Below are 24,058 nucleotides of genomic sequence, written 5' to 3'. Positions count from 1 at the left end.
AGCAAGCTCGCTCCTACATGTTAATAGCTGGTCTCGGGCAAGCTGGCGATGATCGAGCGATAGCTGTTCATTCGCTGCTGCTGCACGCGGCCGTCTTCCAGTGCCTTGAGCAGGGCGCAACCCGGCTCGCGGTCATGTTTGCAGTCACGGAAACGGCAGGTGCCGATCAAGTCGTTGAACTCGATAAAGCCCGCTTCAACATCGGCACGGCTCACATGGCCCAGGCCGAATTCACGGATGCCGGGGGAGTCGATCAACTCGCCGCCGCCCGGAAAGTGGAACAATCGCGCGGTGGTGGTGGTGTGGGTGCCCTGGCCGGACAGCTCCGACAGCGGGCCAACACGGGTTTCGACTTCCGGCAACAGGCTGTTGACCAGGGACGACTTGCCCACGCCCGACTGGCCGACGAACACGCTGATGCGCCCGTCCAGTTCAGTCTGTAACTGTTCCATGCCATTGCCGTGATGCGCCGAGACTTCCAGCACCGGGTAGCCGAGGGTGCGGTACACCGCCAGCAACGCGTTGAGCGCCGGGGCGTTCTGTTCGTCGATCAGGTCGAATTTGTTCAGCAGCAACAGCGGGCGAATGCCGGCGTGTTCGGCGGCTACCAGGTAGCGGTCGATCAGGTTGGCATGGGGTTCGGGCAGTGGCGCGAAGACAATGACGATCATGTCGACGTTGGCCGCTACCGGCTTGAGCTGGCCACGGCTGTCGGGGCGACGCAGTTCGGTGGTGCGCGGCAACTGGGCGACGATCACGCCGATGCCCTGGTTGCCGGCACGCCACACCACCTTGTCGCCGGTCACCAGCGCAGGCAGGTTGGCGCGCAGGTGGCAACGGAACACCTGGCCGGCGTGATCGCCTTCGGTGGCCTCGACTTCGACCTGCACACCGAAGTGCGCGATCACCAGGCCCGTTTGCTCGGGGCCCAGGTCGCCGCCCTCAAGCGCTTCCACGGCGGAGGATTCACGTTTGGCGGCGCGGGCAGCGCGTTCGCCCTGAATCTTTTCGATGCGCCAGTTTTGGCGACGGTTGAGCTGGCGTTTGGCCATTGGTGTTCCGTGTCGATAATGCAAAGGTTAGGTGAAACGGTCGCGAGTCTAGCACGCCCTGCCTGCTAAACTGCGCAGCTACGCCAAGGTGCCAAGGAACCACGACATGCAAAACCCACAGAACCTGATTTGGATCGATCTGGAAATGACCGGTCTGAACCCTGACACCGACGTCATCATCGAGATGGCGACCATTGTCACCGACAGCAACCTCAACACCTTGGCCGAAGGTCCGGTGATCGCCATTCACCACAGCGACGCGGTGCTGGCCACCATGGACGAGTGGAACACCCGCACCCACGGCAACTCGGGCCTGACCCAGCGTGTGCGCGACAGCCGCGTGAGCATGGCCGAGGCTGAAGCCGAAACCATCGCCTTCCTGGAAAAGTGGGTACCCAAGGGCAAGTCGCCGATCTGCGGCAACAGCATTTGCCAGGACCGCCGCTTTCTCTATACCCACATGAAGGCGCTGGAAAGCTACTTCCACTACCGCAACCTGGACGTGTCGACCTTGAAGGAGCTGGCCGCGCGCTGGGCGCCGGAAGTCAAAGACAGCTTCCACAAGGGCAGCACCCACCTGGCGCTGGACGATATTCGCGAGTCGATTGCCGAGCTGCAGCATTACCGCAAGCATTTCATCAAGTTCTAAAGCGGTAATACCTGAGCCCAGCGGGCTTTTGTGGCGAGGGGGCTTGTCCCCCGTTGGGCTGCGAAGCGGCCCTAAAATCTGACATCCCGATCTACCTGAAAACTCTATTGCCTTTAAAGGGGCTGCTTCGCACCCCAACGGGGGACAAGCCCCCTCGCCACAACTTTGCAAGGATCGCCACCATGCTGCTGATGCTCTACCTCATCGCCATCACCGCCGAAGCCATGACGGGCGCCTTGTCCGCCGGGCGGCGCGGGATGGACTGGTTCGGTGTGGTGCTGATCGCCTGCGTGACGGCGCTGGGCGGCGGTTCGGTGCGTGACGTGTTGCTCGGCCACTACCCGCTGACCTGGGTCAAACACCCGGAGTACCTGGTGCTGACCTCCGTCGCGGCCCTGGTGACCATCTTCATCGCTCCATTGATGCGCCACCTGCGGTCGCTGTTCCTCGCGCTGGACGCCGTGGGCCTGGTGGCCTTCACCCTGATCGGCAGCATGACCGCCCTGGAAATGGGCCACGGCATGCTGGTGGCGTCAGTCAGCGGTGTGATCACCGGGGTATTCGGCGGCATCCTGCGGGATATCTTCTGCAACGACATTCCGTTGATCTTCCGCCGCGAGCTGTACGCCAGCGTGTCGTTCCTGGCCGCCTGGTTCTACATGCTGTGCATCTACCTTGAGCTGCCAAGTGAGCAATCGATCCTGCTGACGCTGTTCAGCGGCTTTCTATTGCGCCTGCTGGCGATCCGTTTTCACTGGGAAATGCCCAAGTTCGTCTACAACGACGACGTGCACTGACGTTCGGCGTGCTGGTTCAGCGCCCATTCCACATGTTCGCGCACCAGTTCCGAGGGGTATTCCCGACGCGCCTTCAGCGCTTCCAGCACCGGAATGCTTGATGGCGCATTGCCCAGGCCCACCGCCAGGTTGCGCAGCCAGCGCTCATAGCCGGCGCGGCGCAGGGGAGAACCTTCGGTGCTGCTGAGGAATTTGTCCTCGTCCCACATAAACAACTCGGCGAGCTCTGCGTTATCCAGGTTGTGCCGTGGCTTGAAATCGCCTTCGTCGGTAGGCCGCGCGAAACGATTCCACGGGCAAACGATCTGACAGTCATCGCAGCCGAATACCCGATTGCCGATCAGTGGGCGCAGTTCTTCGGGGATCGCGCTTTTCAGCTCGATGGTCAGGTAGGAAATGCAGCGCCGGGCGTCCAGCACGTAGGGCCCGACGAAGGCGTTGGTAGGGCAGATATCCAGGCAGGCGGTGCAGCGGCCACAATGTTCGGTGGCGTGGGGTGGGTCGACCGGCAACGGCAGGTCGACAAACAGCTCGCTCAGGAAGAAGTAACTGCCCGCCTTGCGATTGAGTACCAGGGTGTTCTTGCCGATCCAGCCGAGCCCGGCCTGCTCGGCGATGGCTTTTTCCAGCACGGGGGCGCTGTCGACAAAGGCGCGGAAGCCGAACGGGCCGATTTGCGCCTGGATGCGGTCGGCCAGTTGCTGCACGCGCTTGCGGATCAGCTTGTGGTAGTCGCGGCCCAGGGCGTAGCGGGAGATGTAGGCTTTTTCGGGTTTGGCCAGCAGTTGGGCCATTTGGGTGTCGCCCGGCAAGTAGTCCATGCGCAGTGAGACCACGCGCAAGGTGCCGGGTACCAGCTCCTCCGGGTGTGAGCGCTTGCTGCCGTGGGCGCCCATGTAGTCCATTTCGCCGTGGTAGCCGGCGTCGAGCCAGCGTTGCAGGTGCTGTTCATGCTCGGCGAGGTCGAGGCCGCTGATGCCCACTTGTTGAAAGCCCAGCTCGCGGCCCCAGTCTTTGATCGATTGGGCGAGGGCGGGCAGGTCGTAGGTAATAGCAGGCATGAACAAGAGAAACCGCAGGTTAGATGCGTATAATTCTGCCAGACATCGGAGCTTGAAGACGCATGCCGCAGACAAAACACGAAATACCCGACGTTCAGCACCTGTTGCCCGGCCAATTGCCGCAACTCGCTGCGCGTTCCCCGGACGCCCATAAAGGCCAGTTCGGCCATGTATTGCTGATCGGCGGCGACCGCGGTTTTGGCGGCGCCGCCTTGCTCAGTGCTGAAAGTGCCCTGCGCAGTGGTGCCGGCATGGTTTCCCTGGCGACCCGTAGCGAACACGTCGGTGCGGCGCTGGCGCGGTTGCCGGAAGTGATGACGGTGGGCGTGCACTCGGCCAATCAATTGATGGGCCTGCTGGAAAAGATTTCCGTGATCGTCATCGGCCCGGGCCTGGGCGAGGTCTCCTGGGGCAAAAGCCTGCTGTCGGTAGCGGCCAATGCCAGGCAGCCGCAAGTCTGGGACGCCGATGCCTTGAACCTGCTGGCGGCGGGCAGCGTCAGCTTGCCGGCCAATTGTGTGATCACTCCGCATCCTGGCGAAGCGGCCCGCTTGATGGGTATTTCGACAGCCGAGGTTCAGGCCGACCGCCTTAACGTGGCGCGCGCCTTGAGTCAGAAATTCAATGCGGTGGCCATCCTCAAGGGCGCCGGCAGCTTGATCGCCAGCCCGGACGGTCGGGTTGCCCGCTGCGATCAGGGCCATCCTGCAATGGCAACCGCTGGCCTTGGCGATGTGTTGGCCGGCCTGGTCGGTGCTTTGCTGGCGCAAGGCATGCCGGCATTTGATGCCGCCTGCCTGGCGGTCTGGCTGCATGCCACTGCCGGAGATCGCCAGGGTACCTACGGTCGCGGGCTGGCCGCCAGTGACCTGATTCCTGCCATTCGTCAGTTGCTGGAGGAGCAATCGCCGTGTCTGAAGTAGTTCTTTTCCTGCCTGATGAAGACGCCATGGTCGCCTTGGGCAACCGTATTGCCCGGGTCACTCAAGGCTCAGGGCTGATCTTTCTGGAAGGCGATCTCGGCGCCGGAAAAACCACCTTGTCCCGGGGCATCATTCGCGGGTTGGGGCACGCGGGTGCTGTGAAAAGCCCTACGTTCACCTTGGTAGAACCCTACGAAATCGGTGACGTACGAGCGTTCCACTTCGACCTGTATCGCCTGGTGGACCCGGAAGAACTGGAATACATGGGCATTCGTGATTACTTCGATGAGGACGCCTTGTGCCTGATCGAGTGGCCAGATAAAGGCACAGGCTTTTTGCCAAAGCCGGACCTGACCATTACCATTACCCCGCATAAGCAAGGACGTCAGCTGAAGTTGTTGTCCCAGAGCGCGCGCGGCGAGTCGTGGTGCGCCGCCTTGGCATTGGAATTCAAATAATTGATGGGGTTAGGTATGCGCTTTCGCGCGTTGGTTACTGTCGTAGGGGTGTTGCTTGCGGCAATGACTTTCAATGCACTGGCGGCCTCACAGGTGAAAAGTGTTCGCCTGTGGCGGGCACCGGATAACACGCGACTGGTATTCGACCTGTCTGGCCCGGTTCAGCACAGCGTCTTCACCCTCACGGCGCCTGATCGCCTGGTGATTGATATCAACGGTGCGACCCTGGCCGCGCCGTTGAAAGTCGCCATGGCCAATACCCCGATTACCGCGATGCGCTCGGCCCAGCGTACGCCGACCGACCTGCGGGTGGTCATCGACCTGAAAAAGGCCGTGACCCCGAAAAGCTTCGTGCTGGCGCCCAACGCGCAGTATGGCAACCGGCTGGTGGTCGACCTGTTCGACAACGCCGCCGATGCCGCGCCGCCGCCTGCGCCAACTCCAAGCGTCGCGACGATACCTGCGGTGCCGGTCAACCAGTCGCAACCCCAGGTCAAATTGCCGCCGCTGCCACCGGCTCCGGCGGGCAAACGTGACATTATCGTGGTCATCGATGCCGGTCACGGCGGCGAAGACCCGGGTGCCTCGGGCTCGCGCGGCCAGCATGAAAAAGACGTGGTACTGGCCATCGCCCGTGAACTGCAGCGCCAGATCAATGGCATGAAAGGCTACCGCGCCGAGCTGACCCGGACCGGCGACTACTTTATTCCGCTGCGTGGCCGTACCGAAATCGCCCGCAAGAAGGGCGCCGACCTGTTCGTCTCGATCCACGCCGACGCCGCACCTTCGGCCGCGGCGTTTGGTGCCTCGGTGTTTGCCCTGTCTGATCGCGGCGCTACGTCCGAGACCGCCCGCTGGCTGGCGGACAGTGAAAACCGTTCCGACTTGATCGGCGGGGCTGGCAACGTATCCCTCGACGACAAGGACAAGATGCTCGCTGGCGTATTGCTCGATCTGTCGATGACTGCCTCGCTGACCTCCAGCCTGAACGTGGGGCAGAAAGTCCTGAGCAACATTGGTCGCGTCACCTCGCTGCACAAACAGCGCGTGGAACAGGCCGGGTTCATGGTGCTCAAGTCGCCGGATATTCCGTCGATCCTGGTGGAAACCGGGTTTATCTCCAACTCCAACGAAGCTTCGAAACTGGCCTCGGCCAGCCACCAGCAGGCGTTGGCGCGGTCCATCAGCGCCGGTGTTCGCCAGTTCTTCCAGCAGAACCCGCCGCCGGGCACTTATATAGCCTGGCTGCGTGACTCCGGGAAAATCGCCCAGGGCCCGCGTGACCATCGCGTGCAGCCGGGCGACACCCTGGCGATGCTGGCGGTGCGCTTCCAGGTGTCAGCGGCAACCTTGCGCAGTGCCAACAACCTCAAGACCGATGAATTGAAGGTCGGCCAGGTGTTGACCATCCCGGGCACTGAACTGGCGGCGCAATAATGAGCGAAACAGTCTTGAGCAATACCTCGCGCATCGAGCTGCTAAGCCCGCGTCTCGCCAACCAGATCGCGGCGGGTGAGGTGGTCGAGCGGCCAGCGTCGGTGATCAAGGAGTTGCTGGAAAACAGTATCGACTCCGGCGCCAGGCGCATTGATGTCGATGTTGAGCAAGGCGGCGTCAAGCTGCTGCGAGTGCGCGACGACGGCAGCGGGATTTCCTCCGATGACCTGCCGCTGGCCCTGGCCCGTCACGCCACCAGCAAGATTCGCGACCTGGAAGACCTGGAACGGGTGATGAGCCTCGGGTTTCGTGGTGAGGCCCTGGCTTCCATCAGCTCCGTGGCTCGCCTGACCCTGACTTCCCGCACCCGCGACGCCGACCAGGCCTGGCAGGTTGAAACCGAAGGCCGCGACATGGCGCCCCGGGTCCAGCCGGCGGCACATCCGGTGGGCACCTCGGTGGAAGTACGCGACCTGTTCTTCAATACCCCGGCCCGGCGTAAATTCCTCAAGGCCGAAAAAACCGAATTCGATCACCTGCAGGAAGTCATCAAGCGCCTGGCCCTGGCGCGGTTTGATGTGGCTTTCCACCTGCGCCACAACGGCAAGACCATCCTCAGCCTGCACGAGGCCCATGATGATGCGGCCCGTGCGCGGCGTGTCTCGGCCATCTGCGGCGCGGGGTTCCTGGAGCAGGCGCTGCCGATCGAGATCGAGCGCAATGGCCTGCGGCTGTGGGGTTGGGTGGGTTTGCCGACTTTCTCCCGTAGCCAGGCGGACATGCAGTATTTCTTCGTGAATGGCCGGGCGGTGCGCGACAAGCTGGTGGCCCACGCGGTGCGCCAGGCGTATCGCGACGTGCTGTTCAACGGGCGGCATCCGACGTTTGTGCTGTTTTTCGAGGTCGACCCGTCGGTGGTCGACGTCAACGTGCACCCGACCAAGCACGAAGTGCGCTTCCGTGACGGTCGCATGGTCCACGACTTTCTTTACGGCACCCTGCACCGCGCCTTGGGCGATGTGCGGCCGGATGATCACCTGGCGGCGCCGATTGTCACGGCTGTTGTCCGTCCTTCAGGGCCGGAAGCCGGCGAGTTCGGGCCCCAGGGCGAAATGAGCCTGGCGGCCAACCTGCTGCAATCGCCGCAAGCCCAGCCGAGCTTTACCGCACCTGGTTCAGGCGCCGGCGCCGGTTATCAATACCAGTACACCCCGCGTCCGCAATCGGCGGTGCCGGTGGCCGAGGCCCAGGCGGCCTATCGCGAGTTTTTCGCGCCGCTACCCGGCGCCGAGCCAGGTGCTGCCGCGTTGCCGGAAGGCCAGGGCGACGTGCCGCCGTTGGGTTACGCGCTGGCACAGCTCAAGGGTATTTATATTCTTGCGGAAAACGCCCATGGCCTGGTGCTGGTGGACATGCACGCCGCCCACGAGCGGATCATGTACGAGCGCCTGAAGATCGCCATGGCCAGCGAAGGCCTGAGCGGTCAGCCGCTGCTGGTGCCGGAATCCCTGGCGGTCAGCCAGCGGGAAGCGGATTGCGCCGAAGAGCACGTCAGCGTGTTCCAGAAGCTGGGCTTTGAGTTGCAACGCCTGGGGCCGGAAACCCTCGCTATCCGCCAGATTCCGGCTTTGCTCAAGCAGGCAGAGGCCAACCGGCTGGTGGCCGACGTCCTGGCGGACCTGATGGAATACGGCACCAGTGACCGGATCCAGGCCCACATCAATGAACTGCTCGGCACCATGGCCTGTCACGGCGCCATCCGCGCCAACCGCCGGCTGGCCTTGCCGGAAATGAACGGCCTGCTGCGGGACATGGAAAACACCGAGCGCAGCGGCCAGTGCAACCATGGCCGCCCGACCTGGACCCAGATGGGCCTGGACGACCTGGACAAACTGTTCTTGCGCGGCCGTTGATGAGTGCCTTGCCCCCCGCCATCTTCCTGATGGGCCCGACGGCCGCCGGCAAGACCGACCTGGCCATCGAGCTGACCAAGGTCTTGCCGTGCGAGTTGATCAGTGTCGACTCTGCACTGGTTTACCGGGACATGGACATCGGCACTGCCAAACCTTCAAAAGAGCTGCTGGCCCAGTATCCGCACCGGTTGATCGACATTATTGATCCCAGCGAGAGCTATTCGGCGGCGGATTTTCGCATCGATGCGCTGGCCGCCATGGCCGATATCACCGCGCGGGGCAAGATTCCGCTGCTGGTCGGCGGCACGATGCTCTACTACAAGGCCTTGCAGGAAGGTCTGGCTGATATGCCGCCAGCTGATCCACAGGTGCGCGCCGAACTTGAAGAAGAGGCTGCGCGCCTTGGCTGGCAGGCCTTGCACGATCAGTTGGCCATTGTGGATCCGGTTTCCGCCGCGCGAATTCATCCCAATGACCCCCAGCGCCTGACGCGAGCGTTGGAAGTCTGGCGGGTCAGTGGCCAGACCATGACTGAACACAGGCTGAAACAAACTGCGCAAAGTGCTGAAGCAGGCGCCTCGGGACACTCACAATTGCCCTATACTGTGGCGAATCTGGCCATCGCTCCGACGGATCGCCAGGTGCTGCATGAACGAATTGCACAAAGATTCACAATTATGTTGGAACAGGGGTTTGTGGAGGAGGTCGTAGCACTGCGTTCAAGAGGTGACCTGCATCCAGGGCTGCCTTCGATACGTGCTGTAGGCTACCGCCAAGTCTGGGATCATCTGGATGGCAAGCTGACGTCAGCCGAAATGCAGGAGCGCGGCATCATTGCCACGCGCCAATTGGCGAAGCGTCAGTTCACCTGGTTGCGCAGTTGGAGCGATTTGCACTGGCTGGACAGCCTGGACAGCGACAATCTGTCACGCGCCTTGAAATACTTGGGAACGGTCTCCATATTGAGCTGAGTCCTTGCAATTGCCGTCTATCCTTGGGGGTGTGACGGCCATGAGCTATCTATTTTCCGATTTTTATTATTGATCCTTAAAGGAGTGCGGCACATGTCAAAAGGGCATTCGCTACAAGACCCTTACTTGAATACTTTACGTAAAGAGAAAGTTGGGGTTTCCATCTATTTGGTCAACGGTATCAAGCTGCAAGGTACGATCGAGTCGTTCGACCAGTTCGTGATCCTGCTGAAAAACACCGTAAGCCAAATGGTTTACAAGCACGCTATCTCGACCGTAGTGCCGGTTCGTCCAATTCGTCTGCCTAGCGCAACCGAAGAACAGGGTGACGCCGAGCCTGCACCAGGTAACGCCTGATAGGAGTCTCCTTTGTTCTTTGAGCGCCACGGTGGTGGTGAGCGAGTAATCCTCGTTCACTTGGATGGACAGGACCCTGAGGCGCGCGAAGATCCGCAGGAGTTTCAGGAGTTGGCAAATTCGGCCGGCGCCGAGACCGTCGCGTTTTTTAACGTGCCGCGTCATCGGCCAACCGCCAAATTCCTGATCGGCAGCGGCAAGGTCGAGGAACTGCGCGACCTGGTCCACGCCGAAAAGGCCGATCTGGTGATTTTCAATCACATCCTCACGCCCAGTCAGGAACGTAACCTCGAACGAGTTTTCGAGTGTCGCGTGATCGACCGCACGGGTCTGATTCTCGATATTTTCGCTCAACGCGCCCGTACCCATGAAGGCAAGCTCCAGGTAGAACTGGCCCAGCTTGACCACATGAGCACCCGGCTGGTGCGTGGCTGGACTCACCTTGAGCGCCAGGGTGGCGGCATCGGCATGCGCGGCCCGGGTGAAACCCAGCTGGAAACCGACCGGCGTCTGCTGCGGGTCCGCCTGCGACAGATCAAGGGCCGCCTGGAGAAGGTGCGCAGCCAGCGCGAACAATCGCGACGTGGCCGTATGCGTGCGGATATCCCGACCGTTTCCCTGGTGGGCTATACCAACGCCGGCAAATCCACACTCTTCAACAACGTGACGAAATCGGACGTGTACGCGGCCGACCAACTGTTCGCGACCCTCGACCCGACCTTGCGCCGTCTGGAACTGGACGACCTGGGGCCGATTGTCCTGGCCGATACCGTGGGTTTCATTCGTCACTTGCCCCACAAGCTGGTCGAGGCATTTCGGTCTACGCTCGAAGAGTCGAGCAATTCCGACCTGCTGTTGCACGTGATCGATGCGGCCGAACCGGATCGCATGTTGCAGATTGAACAGGTCATGGTGGTGCTGGGCGAGATTGGTGCCCAGGACTTGCCGATCCTCGAGGTCTATAACAAACTCGATTTGCTTGAAGGCGTTGAGCCACAAATCCAGCGCGACGAAAACGGCAAGCCCCAGCGGGTCTGGCTGTCGGCGCGTGATGGCAGTGGCCTGGAATTGCTTGAACAAGCCATTGCCGAGCTGTTGGGCAGCGATTTGTTCGTCGGCACCTTGCGCTTGCCGCAGCGTTTTGCTCGACTGCGTGCACAGTTTTTCGAGCTGGGCGCGGTACAGAAAGAAGAACACGACGAAGAAGGTGTCAGCTTGCTGGCCGTTCGATTGCCGCGCTCGGAGCTGAATCGGCTGGTCAGCCGTGAAGGCGTTGTGCCGACAGAGTTCATCGAACAACACACTTTGCAATAAAAGCCTGAGAAAGCGGTTGTGCCGCTGTGACAGGCATTCTGTAGCATTGGTCGGCGCGCCGTGGGTGCGTCTTTGCTTTATCAGATGGAGAGCGCTATGGCTTGGAATGAGCCGGGTGGCAACTCGAATAATCAGGATCCTTGGGGTGGTAAACGCCGCAATAATGGCGACCGCAAGGGGCCACCAGATCTCGACGAGGCCTTCCGAAAGCTGCAGGAAAGCCTGAATGGGTTGTTCGGTGGTGGAAAAAAACGTGGTGGTGACGAAGGCGGTCGTACGAGCAAGGGCGGTGGTTACGGCCTGCTCGGCATCGGCCTCGTCGTGCTGGCGGCCGTCTGGCTGTACAGCGCCGTCTATGTGGTGGACGAGCAGGAGCAAGCCGTGGTGCTGCGCTTCGGCAAGTACTACGAGACTGTCGGCCCTGGCCTGAACATCTACTTCCCGCCGATCGACAAGAAGTACATGGAAAACGTCACGCGTGAGCGTGCCTACACCAAGCAGGGCCAGATGCTGACCGAAGACGAGAACATCGTCGAAGTGCCGCTGACCGTGCAGTACAAGATCAGCAACCTGCAGGACTTCGTGCTGAACGTCGACCAGCCGGAAATCAGCCTGCAACATGCGACCGAAAGCGCCCTGCGCCACGTGGTGGGTTCCACCGCAATGGACCAGGTGCTGACTGAAGGCCGTGAATTGATGGCCAGCGAAATCAAGGAGCGCCTGCAACGGTTCCTCGACACGTACCGCACCGGTATCACCGTGACCCAGGTCAACGTACAGAGCGCAGCGGCACCGCGTGAAGTGCAGGAAGCCTTCGATGACGTGATCCGTGCCCGTGAAGACGAGCAGCGTTCGCGCAACCAGGCTGAAACCTACGCCAACGGCGTGGTGCCGGAAGCCCGTGGCCAGGCCCAGCGCATCCTTGAGGATGCCAACGGTTACCGCGACGAAGTGGTCTCCCGCGCCAAGGGTGAGGCAGATCGTTTCACCAAGCTGGTGGCCGAGTACCGCAAGGCACCGGAAGTCACCCGTGAGCGTCTGTACCTGGACACCATGCAGGAAGTCTTCAGCAACACCAGCAAGGTTCTCGTGACCGGCAGCAAGGGCGGGCAGAACAATCTGCTGTACCTGCCGCTGGACAAGATGATCGAAGGTGGTCGTAGCAGCACCAGCGCACCGGCTACCGGTTCCAATGCTGCTGCCAACGAAGCGAGCGCCCGTGCGGCCGCTGACCTGCTGCAACAGCAAACACGTACCAGGGAGAGTCGTTGATGAGCAATAAATCGCTGACCGCCCTGATTGTGGGCGTCGTCGTGGTCATCGCTGCCTGGAACTGCTTCTATATCGTGTCTCAGACCGAGCGCGCGGTGTTGCTGCAATTCGGTCGCGTGGTCCAGGCGGATGTCCAGCCGGGCCTGCATGTGAAAGTCCCCTACGTCAACCAGGTGCGCAAGTTCGACGGCCGCCTGATGACCCTGGATGCACCGACACAACGCTTCCTGACCCTGGAAAAGAAAGCTGTGATGGTTGACGCCTACGCCAAGTGGCGCGTCAAGGATGCCGAGCGCTTCTACACCGCGACCTCCGGCCTCAAGCAGATTGCCGACGAGCGTTTGTCGCGCCGTCTGGAATCGGGCCTGCGTGACCAGTTTGGTAAGCGCACCCTGCACGAGGTGGTATCCGGTGAACGTGACGCGCTGATGGCGGACATCACGCGTTCGTTGAATGCGATGGCGGAAAAAGAGCTGGGCATCGAGGTGATCGATGTTCGGGTCAAGGCCATCGACCTTCCGAAGGAAGTGAACCGCAGCGTGTTCGAACGTATGAGCACCGAGCGTGAGCGCGAGGCTCGTGAGCACCGCGCCAAGGGTAACGAACTGGCAGAAGGGATCCGCGCGGATGCCGACCGTCAGCGTCGCGTACTGTTGGCTGAAGCCTATCGCGAGTCTGAAGAGGCCCGTGGTGATGGTGATGCTCAAGCCGCTTCGATCTACGCCAAGGCCTATGGCCAGGACCAGGAGTTCTACGCGTTCTACCGTAGCCTGCGCGCCTACCGTGAAAGCTTTGCGAACAAAACCGACGTCATGGTGCTGGACCCAAGTAGCGATTTCTTCCGCTACCTGGAAAAGTCCAAGTAACCCGCATGTAGTCTGAGAATCGCTCCGTCGGGCGGCTAAAATGCCGGGCGGGGTGATCCTTTCAGAAAACGGGTGTATGATGCGGCAGCCGGGAAATTCCCGGCTTTTTTGCGTCTGCATGTTTGATTGTGGTTTTGCTCCGCAGGCGCCACAGGTTTTTCGAGGAAAGTGCCCGACGAGGCCGATTGTTGGTCGTTCGTCCCGTCGCTCTTGCGCGTGGTTTATGCAGGGGCCGGGTATTTTCTGCTTCACTCAAGGCTCGCCCGAGGGCTGGCCGCCCGGATCATAGGGGAATGGCGTAATGGCAACGGTAGACCGCTGGCTGCTGCCAGATGGCATCGAAGAAGTACTGCCACCAGAAGCTGCGCGCATTGAAATCGCGCGCCGCCAGGTGTTGGATCTGTTCCAGAGCTGGGGTTACGAGTTTGTCGTGACTCCGCATATCGAGTACCTGGAATCCCTGCTGACCGGCGCGGGCCAGGACCTGGATCTGCGCACCTTCAAGGTCATCGACCCGCAATCGGGCCGGCAAATGGGCTTTCGTGCCGACATCACGCCGCAAGTAGCGCGCATTGATGCGCACACCCTGCGTCGCGAAGGGCCAAGCCGCCTGTGCTACGCCGGCAGCGTGCTGCATGCGCAACCGCGTGCGTTGTCGTCGTCCCGCAGCCCGATCCAGTTGGGCGCCGAGTTGTACGGTGATGCCAGCCCGAGCAGCGACGTGGAAGTCATCAGCCTGATGCTGGCCATGTTGCAGCTGGCCGATGTGCCGGATGTGCACATGGACCTTGGGCATGTCGGTATCTACCGCGGCCTGGCCCGTGCGGCCGGCTTGTCGGGTGAAGTGGAACAACAGTTGTTCGATGCCTTGCAGCGCAAGGCCATCGATGAAGTGATTGCCCTGACGGCGGGCGTGCCTGCCGACCTGGCCGGCATGCTGCGTGCGCTGGTGGATCTGTGTGGCGGCCGTGAAGTACTGACCGCCGCCCGTGATCGCCTGGCGAATGCGCCGGCTGATGTATTGGCGGCCCTGGACGATGTGCTGGCGATTGCCGAGCAGTTGTCTGCGCGCTTCCCGCAGTTGCCGCTGTACTTTGATTTGGGTGAGTTGCGCGGCTACCACTACCACACCGGTGTGGTGTTCGCGGTGTTTGTCCCGGGTGTTGGCCAGGCCATCGCCCAGGGCGGTCGTTACGACGATATCGGCGCCGACTTCGGTCGCGCTCGTCCGGCGACCGGTTTTTCCACCGATTTGAAAACCCTGGTGACCCTGGGGCGTGCTGAGGTCGAACTGCCGTCTGGCGGTATCTGGATGCCCGACAGTACGGACGCAGCACTCTGGCAGCAGGTTTGCCAGTTGCGCAGTGAGGGTCAGCGTGTGGTCCAGGCCTTGCCTGGGCAGCCATTGGCCGCCGCCCGTGAAGCGGACTGCGACCGGCAATTGATTCAGCAGAACGGGCTTTGGCAAGTATCGCCACTGGCTTCTTGAGTTTTCCTGCCGGCCACTGCCGGCACCAAGTTTGCGCGAATGAGGACAAGTGTTATGGGTAAGAATGTCGTAGTCCTGGGCACCCAATGGGGTGATGAGGGCAAAGGCAAGATCGTTGATCTGCTGACCGAACATGCTGCCGCCGTAGTGCGCTACCAAGGTGGCCACAACGCTGGCCACACCCTGGTCATCGATGGCGAAAAAACCGTCTTGCACCTGATCCCGTCGGGTGTACTGCGCGAAGGCGTGCAGTGCCTGATCGGCAACGGCGTGGTGGTTGCACCTGACGCCCTGCTGCGCGAGATCACCAAGCTGGAAGAAAAGGGCGTGCCAGTGCGCGAGCGCCTGCGTATCAGCCCTTCCTGCCCGCTGATCCTGTCCTTCCACGTTGCGCTGGACCAGGCCCGTGAAAAGGCCCGTGGCGAGCTGAAGATCGGCACGACCGGTCGCGGCATCGGCCCGGCCTACGAAGACAAGGTTGCACGTCGTGGCCTGCGTGTGGGCGACTTGCTCAACATGCCGCGCTTTGAAGACAAGCTGCGTGAACTGGTGGATTACCACAACTTCATGCTGGTGGGTTACTACAAAGAGCCGGCCATCGAGTTTGAAAAGACCCTGGCCGAGTGCAAGGAATACGCCGAGCTGCTCAAGCCGCTGATGCTGGACGTGACTGCCGAGCTGCACGACCTGCGTCGCGCCGGCAAAGACATCATGTTCGAAGGCGCCCAGGGCTCGTTGCTGGACATCGACCACGGCACCTACCCGTACGTCACCAGCTCCAACACCACCGCTGGCGGCGTTGCGACGGGTTCGGGCGTTGGCCCGATGTTCCTGGACTACATCCTCGGCATCACCAAGGCATACACCACGCGTGTAGGTTCGGGTCCATTCCCGACTGAACTGTTCGACGACGTCGGCGCGCACCTGGCCAAACAAGGCCACGAGTTCGGCGCGACGACCGGCCGTGCCCGCCGTTGTGGCTGGTTCGACGCCGTTATCCTGCGTCGCGCTATCGATGTGAACAGCATCTCGGGCATCTGCCTGACCAAGCTGGACGTACTCGACGGCCTGGAAACCATCAACATCTGCATCGGCTACAAGGATGCGGAAGGCAAGGACGTTGCCCCGACTGACGCGGACAGCTACGTAGGCCTGCAGCCTGTGTACGAAGAAGTGCCAGGCTGGACCGAATCGACCGTGGGCGCCAAGACCCTGGAAGAACTGCCAGCCAACGCCCGCGCTTACATCAAGCGCGTCGAAGAGCTGATCGGTGCGCCGATCGACATTATTTCGACGGGCCCGGACCGCAACGAGACCATCGTTCTGCGTCACCCGTTCGCTTAATAAGCTGTTGATGTAAAAAGCAAAGGGCTCCTTCGGGAGCCCTTTGTCGTTTCCGCCTGGTAAACGGCACGACCCTTGCTATGGTTCTTTCTTTCGCGGTGCTATCAAATTAATGGCACCCGTGGTGGAGGGATTCCCAGTGTCTGCCGTTCTCTCATTGTTACAAAGCCGGCTGTTGCGGCCGGTGTTCGTTACCCTAGGTATCGCTCTTTTGGTGCAGGTACTGGTGGCCGTCGCCCTGACGCGAAGCACCGTCACTGCATTGGAAGCTGATTTGGGCAATCGCCTGGGCGTCGACAGCCAGAAACTGTCCGGCGAGTTGGCGCAAGCCGGCAAGGAAGTGACATCCAGCCTGGACAGTCTGTCTTCCAGCACGCGCCAGCGTCTGACGGCGGGGCTTTCCACGCGCCTGCAGGAAGAGCAGAAGCAACTGCGTGCGACCCTGGAAAAAGACCTGCAGGACTCTGCCAATGACATGGCGCAACTGCTCGCCTCGGTGGCGCCGCGCGCCATGTGGGACAGCGACGTGCCGACGCTGTCTGAGTTTGCCCGCAGAGCCCAGCGCAATCCCAACGTGTTGTTTGTGGTGTATGACGACGCGGCTGGTGAGCACCTGACCCGTTACCTCAATCGTGAAAACCCGATCAACCAGGCGCTGCTGGAAAAGGGCAAGGGCGAACGTGCCCTGGATAAAGTGCTGGATGCGGCGAAGAATGATCCCTCGGTGTTCTACGTCGAAGCGTCCATCAGCCCCAATGGCGTAGAGATCGGCAAGGTCCGCATGGGGGTTTCGACTGCCTCGGTCGAGGCTGACCTGGCCGCGCTGGACAAGCGTTTTGCTGCACTGATTGCCAGCGGTGACCAGTTGGTGGGCGACAGCCTCAAGGGTGCCGCGGCTGACAGCGCGGCGGCCATGGGCGCGCGTTTGCAGTCGGCGCAAGCCACCGCCACCCAGATGACCGCCAATACCACCAGCGCCGTGCAAGAGGCGGCGGGCACGTTGCGCTGGCGCATCGGCATGGGCCTGGCGGTGGTAGGTTTTGGTGTATTGCTGTTGATTGCTGTAGTGCTCGGCCGTCGGGTGGTCAATCGCCTGAAGCTGCTGATTGCAGCGATGGACGATCTGGCGGCAGGCGAGGGCGACCTGACCAAGCGTGTGCAGATCAACAGCCGGGACGAAATCGGCGACATGGCCTCGGCGGTCAATCGCTTTGTGGATAAGTTGCAGCCGATCGTGCGTGAAGCCGGTGATGTGGCCCAGCGTACCGGTGTGGAAATCGGCGCGATGACCCTGCGCAATGCGGGTGCCGATGCGGCCGCCGGCTTGCAGCGTGATGAGGTTGCCGAAAGCCTGCGGGCGCTGTCGCAAATGGCGGATGAGGCCCAGGCGGAAAGCCATGCGATGCAGGCGGCCTTGCAGCAGGTGGTGGATATTCGCCAGGCGACTGATGAAAATTCCCGCACTTCAGCCGAAGTCGGCAGCTTGATCGAGGCGTTGGCGGGGCAGGTGCAGGCCGGTTCCAAGGTGATCGAGCGGCTGGCGCAGCAGAGCGAGCAGATCGAGGTGGTGTTAACGGTGATCCACGGGATTGCCGAGCAAACCAACCTGCTGGCGCTCAACGCGGCTATTGAGGCGGCGCGAGCCGGTGAGACCGGGCGCGGCTTTGCGGTCGTGGCGGACGAGGTTCGCGCCCTGGCCAGTAAAACCCAGAGTTCTACCGGCGACATCCAGGCCCACATCGTGGCCTTGCAGCAAGGCGCCCGTGAGGCTGTGGAAACCATCGGCAAGGCCGGGCGCCAGGCCAGCGAAGGTTTGCTGGTATTACGCGACAGCGTGCGCCTGCAGCAGTCGGTGCAGGCCTCGGTGGAGCAGGTGCATGCAGCGATTGGCCTGGCGACGCGGGCGGCTGAGCATCAGGCGCAGGGTGCGCATGCGGTGCGTGGGCGAGTCGAGATCATTCATGCCCAGGCTGAGCGAGCGGCGCAGGCGGTGGTAGAGACTACAGCCAGTGGCAAAGTGCTGGATGGGTTGGCTGCGCAGTTGAAGGCGAGCTTGGGGCAGTTCCGGGCTTGATGTCGCCTGGTGCGGCCCTTTCGCGAGCAAGCCCGCTCCCACATTCGACCGAGTTCCACTTCTGGAATGCGAGCAAATGTGGGAGCGGGCTTGCTCGCGAAAGCAATTTCAGCGGCTCAGGTACATCCGCGTCGTAAGCAAATACACCGGCAGTCCCGACACCAAAATCAACAATGCCGCATAGGGCGCCGCTGCCGCGAATTCCACATTCGAGGTGTGCGCCCACACGGCAGTTGCCAAGGTGTTCAGCCCGGTAGGGCTAAGCAGCAACGTCGCCGTCAATTCCTTCATCGCATCCAGGAACACCAGCGCAAACGCCGCCCCCAATGCCGGGAAAATAATCGGCAGCGTCACCCGGCAAAACGCACTGAACGACGACGCGCCCAGCGTTCTCGCCGCCTCTTCCAGCTGTGGTGCTGCCTTGTTCAGCGCCGTGCGGATCGGCGCCTGGGCCAGGGGCAAAAACAGCAGCGCATAAGCGATCAGCAGCAACGCCGACGTTTGATACAGCGCCGGCACGTAATGCAGGGCGAAATACACCAGTGTCAGCGCAATCACCAGGCCGGGCAGGGCGTGCAGCAGGTACGGCAGGCGCTCGGCCCACAGTGCGAGCTGGCCCTTGTAGCGCACCACCAGCAAGCCCACCGGCACGGCAAACAACAGGCAAAGCGCGGCGCCGCCCAGGGATAGCGCCAACGAAGAAAGCAGCGCCTCGCTGATCTCGGCTATCGGAAATGCCGCCGAACTGCCCACTGCCAGCCAATAACCGAGCATGCCCAGTGGAATGCCGCTGCCGATGATCGCCAGGAGCAGGCAATACAGCTGCCCCAGCGCCGCCCATTTGCCGAGTCGAACCTGTTCGGCATGCCGCGCCGCGCCCTGGCCGGTACGCACGTGTCGGCCCTTGCCGCGCACCCGCAGCTCCAGCCAGAGCAGCGTCAGGCACATCACCAGCAGCACCGCCGAGAGCATCGCCGCATTGGCGTTGCTGAACTCCAGCTCGAATTGCTGGTAGATCGCGGTGGTAAACGTCTGCAAGCCGATGATCGACAGCGCGCCGAACTCCACCAGCATATGCAGGGCAATCAACAGTGCCCCGGCCAGCAGCGACGGCCACAGCAGCGGCAAGGTGATGCGAAAGAATACGCCCCAGCGATTCAGTCCGAGGGTGCGGGCCGATTCTTCCAGGGATGGATCAAGATTGCGCAGGGTTGCCGCCACCGGCAGAAACACCAGTGGGTATTTGGACAGGGTCATCACCAGGATCGCTCCGCCCAACCCTTCAAAGTTGGCGCTTAACGAAACCCAGGTAAAGCTGCTGACAAACGCTGGCACCGCGAACGGCAGGCACAGGATCACTCCCCAGATCCGCCGCCCCGGCAGGTTGCTGCGTTCCAGCAGCCAGGCCAGGGACAAGCCGATCACGCCGCAGGCCACGGTGACGCCGACCATCAGCGCCAGGGTGTTGCGCAGCAACCCGAATACATAGGGTCGCCACAGCAAACGCACCGCCTCGGCCCATCCTGCCTGCCAGGCCTTGAGGCCGACATATGCCAGCGGCAACAGGCTCAGGCCTACCAGCAGCAGGACTGGTAGCAGCAACCAGATCGAAGGGCGTTTGCGTCTCGGCGTAAAACCCCCGCGCAAGGCGGGGGCGGGGAGCGATGGGTTCATCAGTTCAAGCCAACGTCACGTTCCAGTTCCAGGGCTTCTTCGGCGTTGCCCAGGTCGGCAGGGGTGACTTTCGGCGGTTGCAGCTCGCTGAAAGGCTTGAGTCCGCGGTTGGATTCCATGCCCTTGCGCAGCGGGTATTCGGCGGAAGTGTTGGTGATCACCCGCTGGCCTTCTTCGCTGGCCATGAATGCCAGCAGTTGCTGGGCTTCCTTTGGATGCTTGCTGGATTTCAGTGCAGCCGCGGCAGACACGGTGATCAGGCCACCGGCATCGCCGTTGGTGAAGTAGTGCAGCTGCGAATCCAGGTTGGTTTTTTCTTTCTTCAGGGCGAACCAGTAGTAGTTGTTCACCAGCACGGTGGCGACTTCGCCATTTTCCACGGCCTTGAGCGCAACCATGTTGTTGCTGTAGACCTTGCCGAAAGCGCGCAGGCCGGTCAGCCACTCTTCAGCCGCTTCGCGACCGTGCAGCTTGATGATCGCTACGGCTTGTTCCTGGAACGCGCCGCTGGTGGGCACGAAACCGACCTTGCCTTGCCACTCGGGCCCGGCGAAATCCAGTACCGACTTGGGCAGGTCTTTCTCGGCGATCAGCTTCGGGTTGAAGGCCACGACGCGGGTGCGTGCGGTTACGCCCATCCAGGCGCCGTTGGCGGCCACGTATTCCTTCGGCAGGACGTCGAGGGTGCTGGCGTCGATGGTTGCCAGCAGGCCTTGCTCGCCGAGTTTATTCAGCGGCGGCGATTCTTCGGTGTAGATCACGTCGGCAGGGGAGCGGTCACCTTCTTCGACGACCTGGCTGGCCAGCTGGTTGCTGCTGCCCTTGCGCACATTGACGTGGATGCCGGTCTTGGCTTCGAAGGCCTTGGCAAGTTCATCGCCGACCTCCTTGTGTTGGCCGTTGTACAAGGTCAGTGCAACCTTGTCGGCAGAATAGGCAGCGGGCGAGAGCAGGGTCAGGCCGAGCAGAGTGATGGTCAGGCCACGCAGAAGGGATGTCTTGAGACGGGTATCGCGGATCATCATCCGGGGTTTTCCTCACTTGAGTGCAACAAATCCTTACAAGGATAAACGATAAAACTTCTCAAGTGCGGACGAGGGGGGAAATCACCGGTCAGGTTTTCAAACCCCGGAAACGAAAAAACCCGCTTTCGCGGGTTTGATCTGAATTTGGTGCCCAGGAGAAGACTCGAACTTCCACGACCTTGCGATCACCAGCACCTGAAGCTGGCGTGTCTACCAATTTCACCACCTGGGCATTATCAACGCTTGCGCTGTTGATGGAGCGAACTATACGGAGGGCTTTTTGATCTGTAAACCCCTGATTCAAAAATATAAATCAAGATTCTTGTTAAAAATCAAAGGCCTGAAACGCAAAAACCCGCTTTCGCGGGTTTTTGGAGACTCAAGGCATAACCTTGAGTTTGAAATTGGTGCCCAGGAGAAGACTCGAACTTCCACGACCTTGCGATCACCAGCACCTGAAGCTGGCGTGTCTACCAATTTCACCACCTGGGCAGCATCAACAACGTTGCCGTCGTCGATGGCGCGCACTATACGGAGGCTGTTTTGAGCTGTAAAGCCCTGCCATGAAAAAAGTCTGGAATATTTCGCCGACGGTCGCGCAAGGTGCATTCCAAGGGCTACAAAGTGCTTTTACGGGCTTGTTGACACCTGAAATTTCCCGTTTCAATACGCGTATGCCAAACTAACCCGCATATAGACAAGGTGAAAACTCTCTAATGGCCGATTGGCAGTCCCTCGATCCCGAGGCCGCTCGTGAAGCGGAAAAATATGAAAACCCTATTCCTAGCCGCGAACTGATCCTGGCGCACCTCGCCGATCGGGGTTCGCCTGCTAGCCGCGAGCAGCTGGTTGAAGAATTCGGTCTGACCACCGAAGACCAACTCGAAGCCCTGCGTCGTCGCCTGCGCGCCATGGAGCGCGATGCCCAGTTGATCTACACCCGCCGCGGCACCTACGCGCCGGTGGACAAGCTCGACCTGATCCTCGGCCGCATCGCCGGCCACCGTGACGGTTTCGGCTTCCTGATCCCGGACGATGGCAGCGACGACCTGTTCATGAGCCCGGCGCAAATGCGCCTGGTGTTCGATGGCGACCGTGCCCTGGCGCGCGTTTCCGGCCTTGACCGTCGCGGTCGCCGTGAAGGCGTGATCGTCGAAGTGGTGTCCCGTGCCCACGAGTCCATCGTCGGCCGTTACTTCGAAGAAGGCGGCATCGGCTTCGTGGTGCCGGATAACCCCAAGGTCCAGCAGGAAGTGCTGATCACCCCGGGCCGCAATGGCGCTGCCAAGGTCGGCCAGTTCGTCGAGGTGAAAATCACCCACTGGCCAACTGCGCGCTTCCAGCCACAGGGCGATATCGTTGAAGTGGTCGGCAACTACATGGCGCCGGGCATGGAAATCGATGTTGCGCTGCGCACCTACGATATCCCTCACGTCTGGCCTGAGGCTGTGCTCAAAGAAGCCGCCAAGCTCAAGCCGGAAGTCGAAGAAAAAGACAAAGAGAAGCGCATCGACCTGCGTCATCTGCCGTTCGTCACCATTGACGGCGAAGATGCCCGCGACTTCGACGATGCGGTCTACTGCGAAGCCAAGCCTGGCAAACTGCGCCTGTTCTCCGGCGGCTGGAAGTTGTTCGTCGCGATTGCCGACGTGTCCAGCTACGTGAAGATCGGTTCGGCCCTGGACAACGAAGCCCAGGTGCGCGGCAACTCGGTGTACTTCCCCGAGCGCGTCATCCCGATGCTGCCTGAGCAGCTGTCCAACGGCCTGTGCTCCCTGAACCCGAAAGTCGACCGTTTGGCCATGGTGTGCGAGATGACCATCTCGAAAACCGGCGAAATGACCGACTACCAGTTCTACGAAGCGGTGATTCACTCCCAGGCGCGCCTGACCTACAACAAGGTCAGCACCATCCTGGAACAGCCGAAAACCAGCGAAGCCAAGGCCCTGCGCGGTGAGTACGGGCATGTCGTGCCGCATCTCAAGCAGCTCTACGCGCTGTACAAGGTGCTGTTGGGCGCTCGTCACGTGCGTGGCGCGATCGACTTTGAAACTCAGGAAACCCGGATTGTCTTCGGTTCCGAGCGCAAGATCGCCGCGATCACCCCGACCACGCGCAACGATGCTCACAAGCTGATCGAGGAGTGCATGCTGGCGGCCAACGTGGCCACCGCAGAATTCCTCAAAAAGCACGAGATTCCTGCGTTGTACCGGGTGCACGACGGCCCGCCGCCGGAGCGTCTGGAGAAGCTGCGCGCGTTCCTCGGTGAGCTCGGCCTGTCCCTGCACAAAGGCAAGGACGGCCCGACGCCGAAGGACTACCAGGCTCTGCTCGCGAGCATCAAGGACCGTCCGGATTACCACGTGATCCAGACCGTTATGCTGCGCTCCCTGAGCCAGGCGGTGTACAGCGCCGATAACCAGGGCCACTTTGGCCTGAATTACGAAGCGTACACCCACTTCACCTCGCCGATTCGTCGTTACCCGGACTTGCTCACGCACCGGGCGATCCGCAGCGTGATCCATTCCAAGCAGAACACCCCGCACGTCAAGCGTGCTGGTGCCATGACCATTCCGAAGGCACGGATCTATCCGTACGACGAAGCGGCCCTGGAACAGTTGGGCGAGCAGTGCTCCATGAGCGAGCGCCGTGCCGACGAAGCCACCCGCGACGTAGTGAACTGGCTCAAGTGCGAGTTCATGAAAGACCGCGTGGGCGAGTCGTTCCCGGGTGTGATCACTGCCGTGACCGGTTTTGGTTTGTTCGTCGAGCTGACCGACATCTACGTCGAGGGCCTGGTGCACGTCACCGCCTTGCCGGGTGACTACTACCACTTCGACCCTGTGCATCACCGCCTGGCGGGCGAGCGCACCGGTCGCAGCTTCCGTCTGGGCGATACCGTGGAAGTGCAGGTCATGCGCGTCGACCTCGACGAGCGCAAGATCGATTTCGGTATGCCTGACAAGCCGGCTGAACCGACTGGCCGTAAAAAACGTGGCAGCGAAACTGCAGCCCCGGCCAGCAAAGGCAAAGGCGCTCCTGCGAAAGCGGCGGTCGCCGAGCCTGCGCCAGCCAAGCCTGCGCGTCGTTCGTCTGCCAAGGACAAGGCCCCCGAAGCCTACCGCCCTAGCGATGCCGCGGCGAAAAACGCCGAGCTGCGCAAGAGCCGCGAGTTGAAGCAGCAGTTGCTCAACGAAGCCAAAAGCGGTGGTAAAGCGGCGTCTGGGGGAAAGTCCCGCGAGGCGGAAAAGCCGTCGAGCAAGCCGAGTAAACACCGTAAAGGCCCGCCAAAAGCGGGTTCGGCCCCCGCGAAAAGCGGCGGGTCGCGCAAACCTAAGGCCAAGTCATGAGTCTGGAAAAAATCTACGGCGTGCACGCCGTA

The 24,058-nt window shown here is 61.4% G+C and carries 19 protein-coding genes and 2 tRNA genes; 15 read left to right on the top strand and 6 right to left on the bottom strand.

From position 1 onward, the window contains the following. Positions 1-20 precede the first annotated feature (20 nt). Complete coding sequence (rsgA, locus tag HX873_RS26650; RefSeq protein ID WP_003217530.1) at positions 21-1,052, bottom strand: small ribosomal subunit biogenesis GTPase RsgA; 1,032 nt, start codon at positions 1,050-1,052, stop codon at positions 21-23. A gap of 106 nt (positions 1,053-1,158) precedes the next feature. Between rsgA and orn the strand changes: the two genes are divergently transcribed. Then, positions 1,159-1,701 carry an oligoribonuclease gene (gene orn / locus HX873_RS26645; protein WP_003217529.1) on the top strand — a complete coding sequence of 181 codons (543 nt, stop codon included), beginning with the start codon at positions 1,159-1,161 and terminating at the stop codon, positions 1,699-1,701. A 182-nt stretch (positions 1,702-1,883) separates the two neighbouring features. Beyond that, positions 1,884-2,498: a trimeric intracellular cation channel family protein gene (locus HX873_RS26640; RefSeq protein ID WP_003217528.1), complete on the top strand. Its 615-nt coding sequence runs from the start codon at positions 1,884-1,886 to the stop codon at positions 2,496-2,498. Here the strand turns inward: HX873_RS26640 and queG are convergent. Beyond that, the gene (queG, locus tag HX873_RS26635; RefSeq protein WP_003217527.1) at positions 2,477-3,559 is read right to left on the bottom strand and encodes a tRNA epoxyqueuosine(34) reductase QueG; all 1,083 of its coding nucleotides are present in this window, start codon (positions 3,557-3,559) and stop codon (positions 2,477-2,479) included. The genes HX873_RS26640 and queG overlap by 22 nt on opposite strands. Before the next feature lie 62 nt (positions 3,560-3,621). On the opposite strand from queG, the gene HX873_RS26630 reads away from it, so the two are divergent. From HX873_RS26630 to HX873_RS26575, 12 genes are all read left to right on the top strand, one after another. After that, complete coding sequence (locus HX873_RS26630) at positions 3,622-4,482, top strand: NAD(P)H-hydrate dehydratase (protein WP_003217526.1); 861 nt, start codon at positions 3,622-3,624, stop codon at positions 4,480-4,482. After that, positions 4,470-4,940, top strand: coding sequence for a tRNA (adenosine(37)-N6)-threonylcarbamoyltransferase complex ATPase subunit type 1 TsaE (gene tsaE / locus HX873_RS26625; RefSeq protein WP_003217524.1), 471 nt, complete (start codon positions 4,470-4,472; stop codon positions 4,938-4,940). The genes HX873_RS26630 and tsaE overlap by 13 nt, the downstream gene beginning before the upstream one ends. Positions 4,941-4,943: 3 nt before the next feature. Next, complete coding sequence (locus tag HX873_RS26620) at positions 4,944-6,377, top strand: N-acetylmuramoyl-L-alanine amidase (RefSeq protein WP_202948682.1); 1,434 nt, start codon at positions 4,944-4,946, stop codon at positions 6,375-6,377. 14 nt (positions 6,378-6,391) lie between these two features. After that, positions 6,392-8,290 (top strand): DNA mismatch repair endonuclease MutL, encoded by a 1,899-nt coding sequence (gene mutL, locus HX873_RS26615; protein ID WP_003217520.1) that lies wholly within the window; start codon positions 6,392-6,394, stop codon positions 8,288-8,290. Continuing rightward, positions 8,290-9,261 carry a tRNA (adenosine(37)-N6)-dimethylallyltransferase MiaA gene (miaA, locus tag HX873_RS26610; RefSeq protein WP_003217518.1) on the top strand — a complete coding sequence of 324 codons (972 nt, stop codon included), beginning with the start codon at positions 8,290-8,292 and terminating at the stop codon, positions 9,259-9,261. Before mutL ends, miaA begins: the two co-directional genes overlap by 1 nt. A 93-nt stretch (positions 9,262-9,354) precedes the next feature. Further along, positions 9,355-9,618 carry an RNA chaperone Hfq gene (gene hfq / locus HX873_RS26605; RefSeq protein ID WP_003217515.1) on the top strand — a complete coding sequence of 88 codons (264 nt, stop codon included), beginning with the start codon at positions 9,355-9,357 and terminating at the stop codon, positions 9,616-9,618. A 12-nt stretch (positions 9,619-9,630) separates the two neighbouring features. Beyond that, positions 9,631-10,932 (top strand): ribosome rescue GTPase HflX, encoded by a 1,302-nt coding sequence (hflX, locus tag HX873_RS26600; RefSeq protein ID WP_003217514.1) that lies wholly within the window; start codon positions 9,631-9,633, stop codon positions 10,930-10,932. 96 nt (positions 10,933-11,028) lie between these two features. Continuing rightward, a complete protein-coding gene (gene hflK / locus HX873_RS26595; protein ID WP_087692480.1) occupies positions 11,029-12,204 on the top strand; it encodes an FtsH protease activity modulator HflK in 1,176 nt (391 codons plus the stop codon). Next, positions 12,204-13,070, top strand: coding sequence for a protease modulator HflC (gene hflC / locus HX873_RS26590; RefSeq protein WP_003217510.1), 867 nt, complete (start codon positions 12,204-12,206; stop codon positions 13,068-13,070). Before hflK ends, hflC begins: the two co-directional genes overlap by 1 nt. Positions 13,071-13,371: 301 nt before the next feature. Further along, positions 13,372-14,559, top strand: a complete 1,188-nt coding sequence (locus tag HX873_RS26585; protein ID WP_003217507.1) for an ATP phosphoribosyltransferase regulatory subunit — start codon at positions 13,372-13,374, stop codon at positions 14,557-14,559. Between the two features lie 54 nt (positions 14,560-14,613). After that, complete coding sequence (locus HX873_RS26580; protein ID WP_003217505.1) at positions 14,614-15,903, top strand: adenylosuccinate synthase; 1,290 nt, start codon at positions 14,614-14,616, stop codon at positions 15,901-15,903. A 139-nt stretch (positions 15,904-16,042) separates the two neighbouring features. Then, positions 16,043-17,977: a methyl-accepting chemotaxis protein gene (locus HX873_RS26575; RefSeq protein ID WP_008439098.1), complete on the top strand. Its 1,935-nt coding sequence runs from the start codon at positions 16,043-16,045 to the stop codon at positions 17,975-17,977. A gap of 108 nt (positions 17,978-18,085) precedes the next feature. Here the strand turns inward: HX873_RS26575 and HX873_RS26570 are convergent, their stop codons facing one another. The 4 genes from HX873_RS26570 to HX873_RS26555 all read right to left on the bottom strand — a co-directional run bounded on the left by HX873_RS26570 (position 18,086) and on the right by HX873_RS26555 (position 21,168). After that, a complete protein-coding gene (locus tag HX873_RS26570) occupies positions 18,086-19,651 on the bottom strand; it encodes an iron ABC transporter permease (RefSeq protein ID WP_177028645.1) in 1,566 nt (521 codons plus the stop codon). Beyond that, positions 19,651-20,676, bottom strand: a complete 1,026-nt coding sequence (locus tag HX873_RS26565) for an extracellular solute-binding protein (RefSeq protein ID WP_008439094.1) — start codon at positions 20,674-20,676, stop codon at positions 19,651-19,653. Before HX873_RS26565 ends, HX873_RS26570 begins: the two co-directional genes overlap by 1 nt. Positions 20,677-20,821: 145 nt before the next feature. Then, positions 20,822-20,908, bottom strand: a tRNA-Leu gene (locus HX873_RS26560). 173 nt (positions 20,909-21,081) lie between these two features. Continuing rightward, positions 21,082-21,168: transfer RNA gene (locus tag HX873_RS26555), tRNA-Leu, on the bottom strand. A gap of 224 nt (positions 21,169-21,392) precedes the next feature. Between HX873_RS26555 and rnr the strand changes: the two genes are divergently transcribed. Continuing rightward, positions 21,393-24,026, top strand: coding sequence for a ribonuclease R (rnr, locus tag HX873_RS26550; protein ID WP_003217496.1), 2,634 nt, complete (start codon positions 21,393-21,395; stop codon positions 24,024-24,026). Positions 24,027-24,058: the final 32 nt, after the last annotated feature.

Source organism: Pseudomonas sp. P7758 (assembly GCF_013386485.1).
GTDB lineage: Bacteria > Pseudomonadota > Gammaproteobacteria > Pseudomonadales > Pseudomonadaceae > Aquipseudomonas.
Note: the sequence above shows the minus strand (reverse complement) of the source record. Positions and strands in the feature narration are given on the sequence as shown.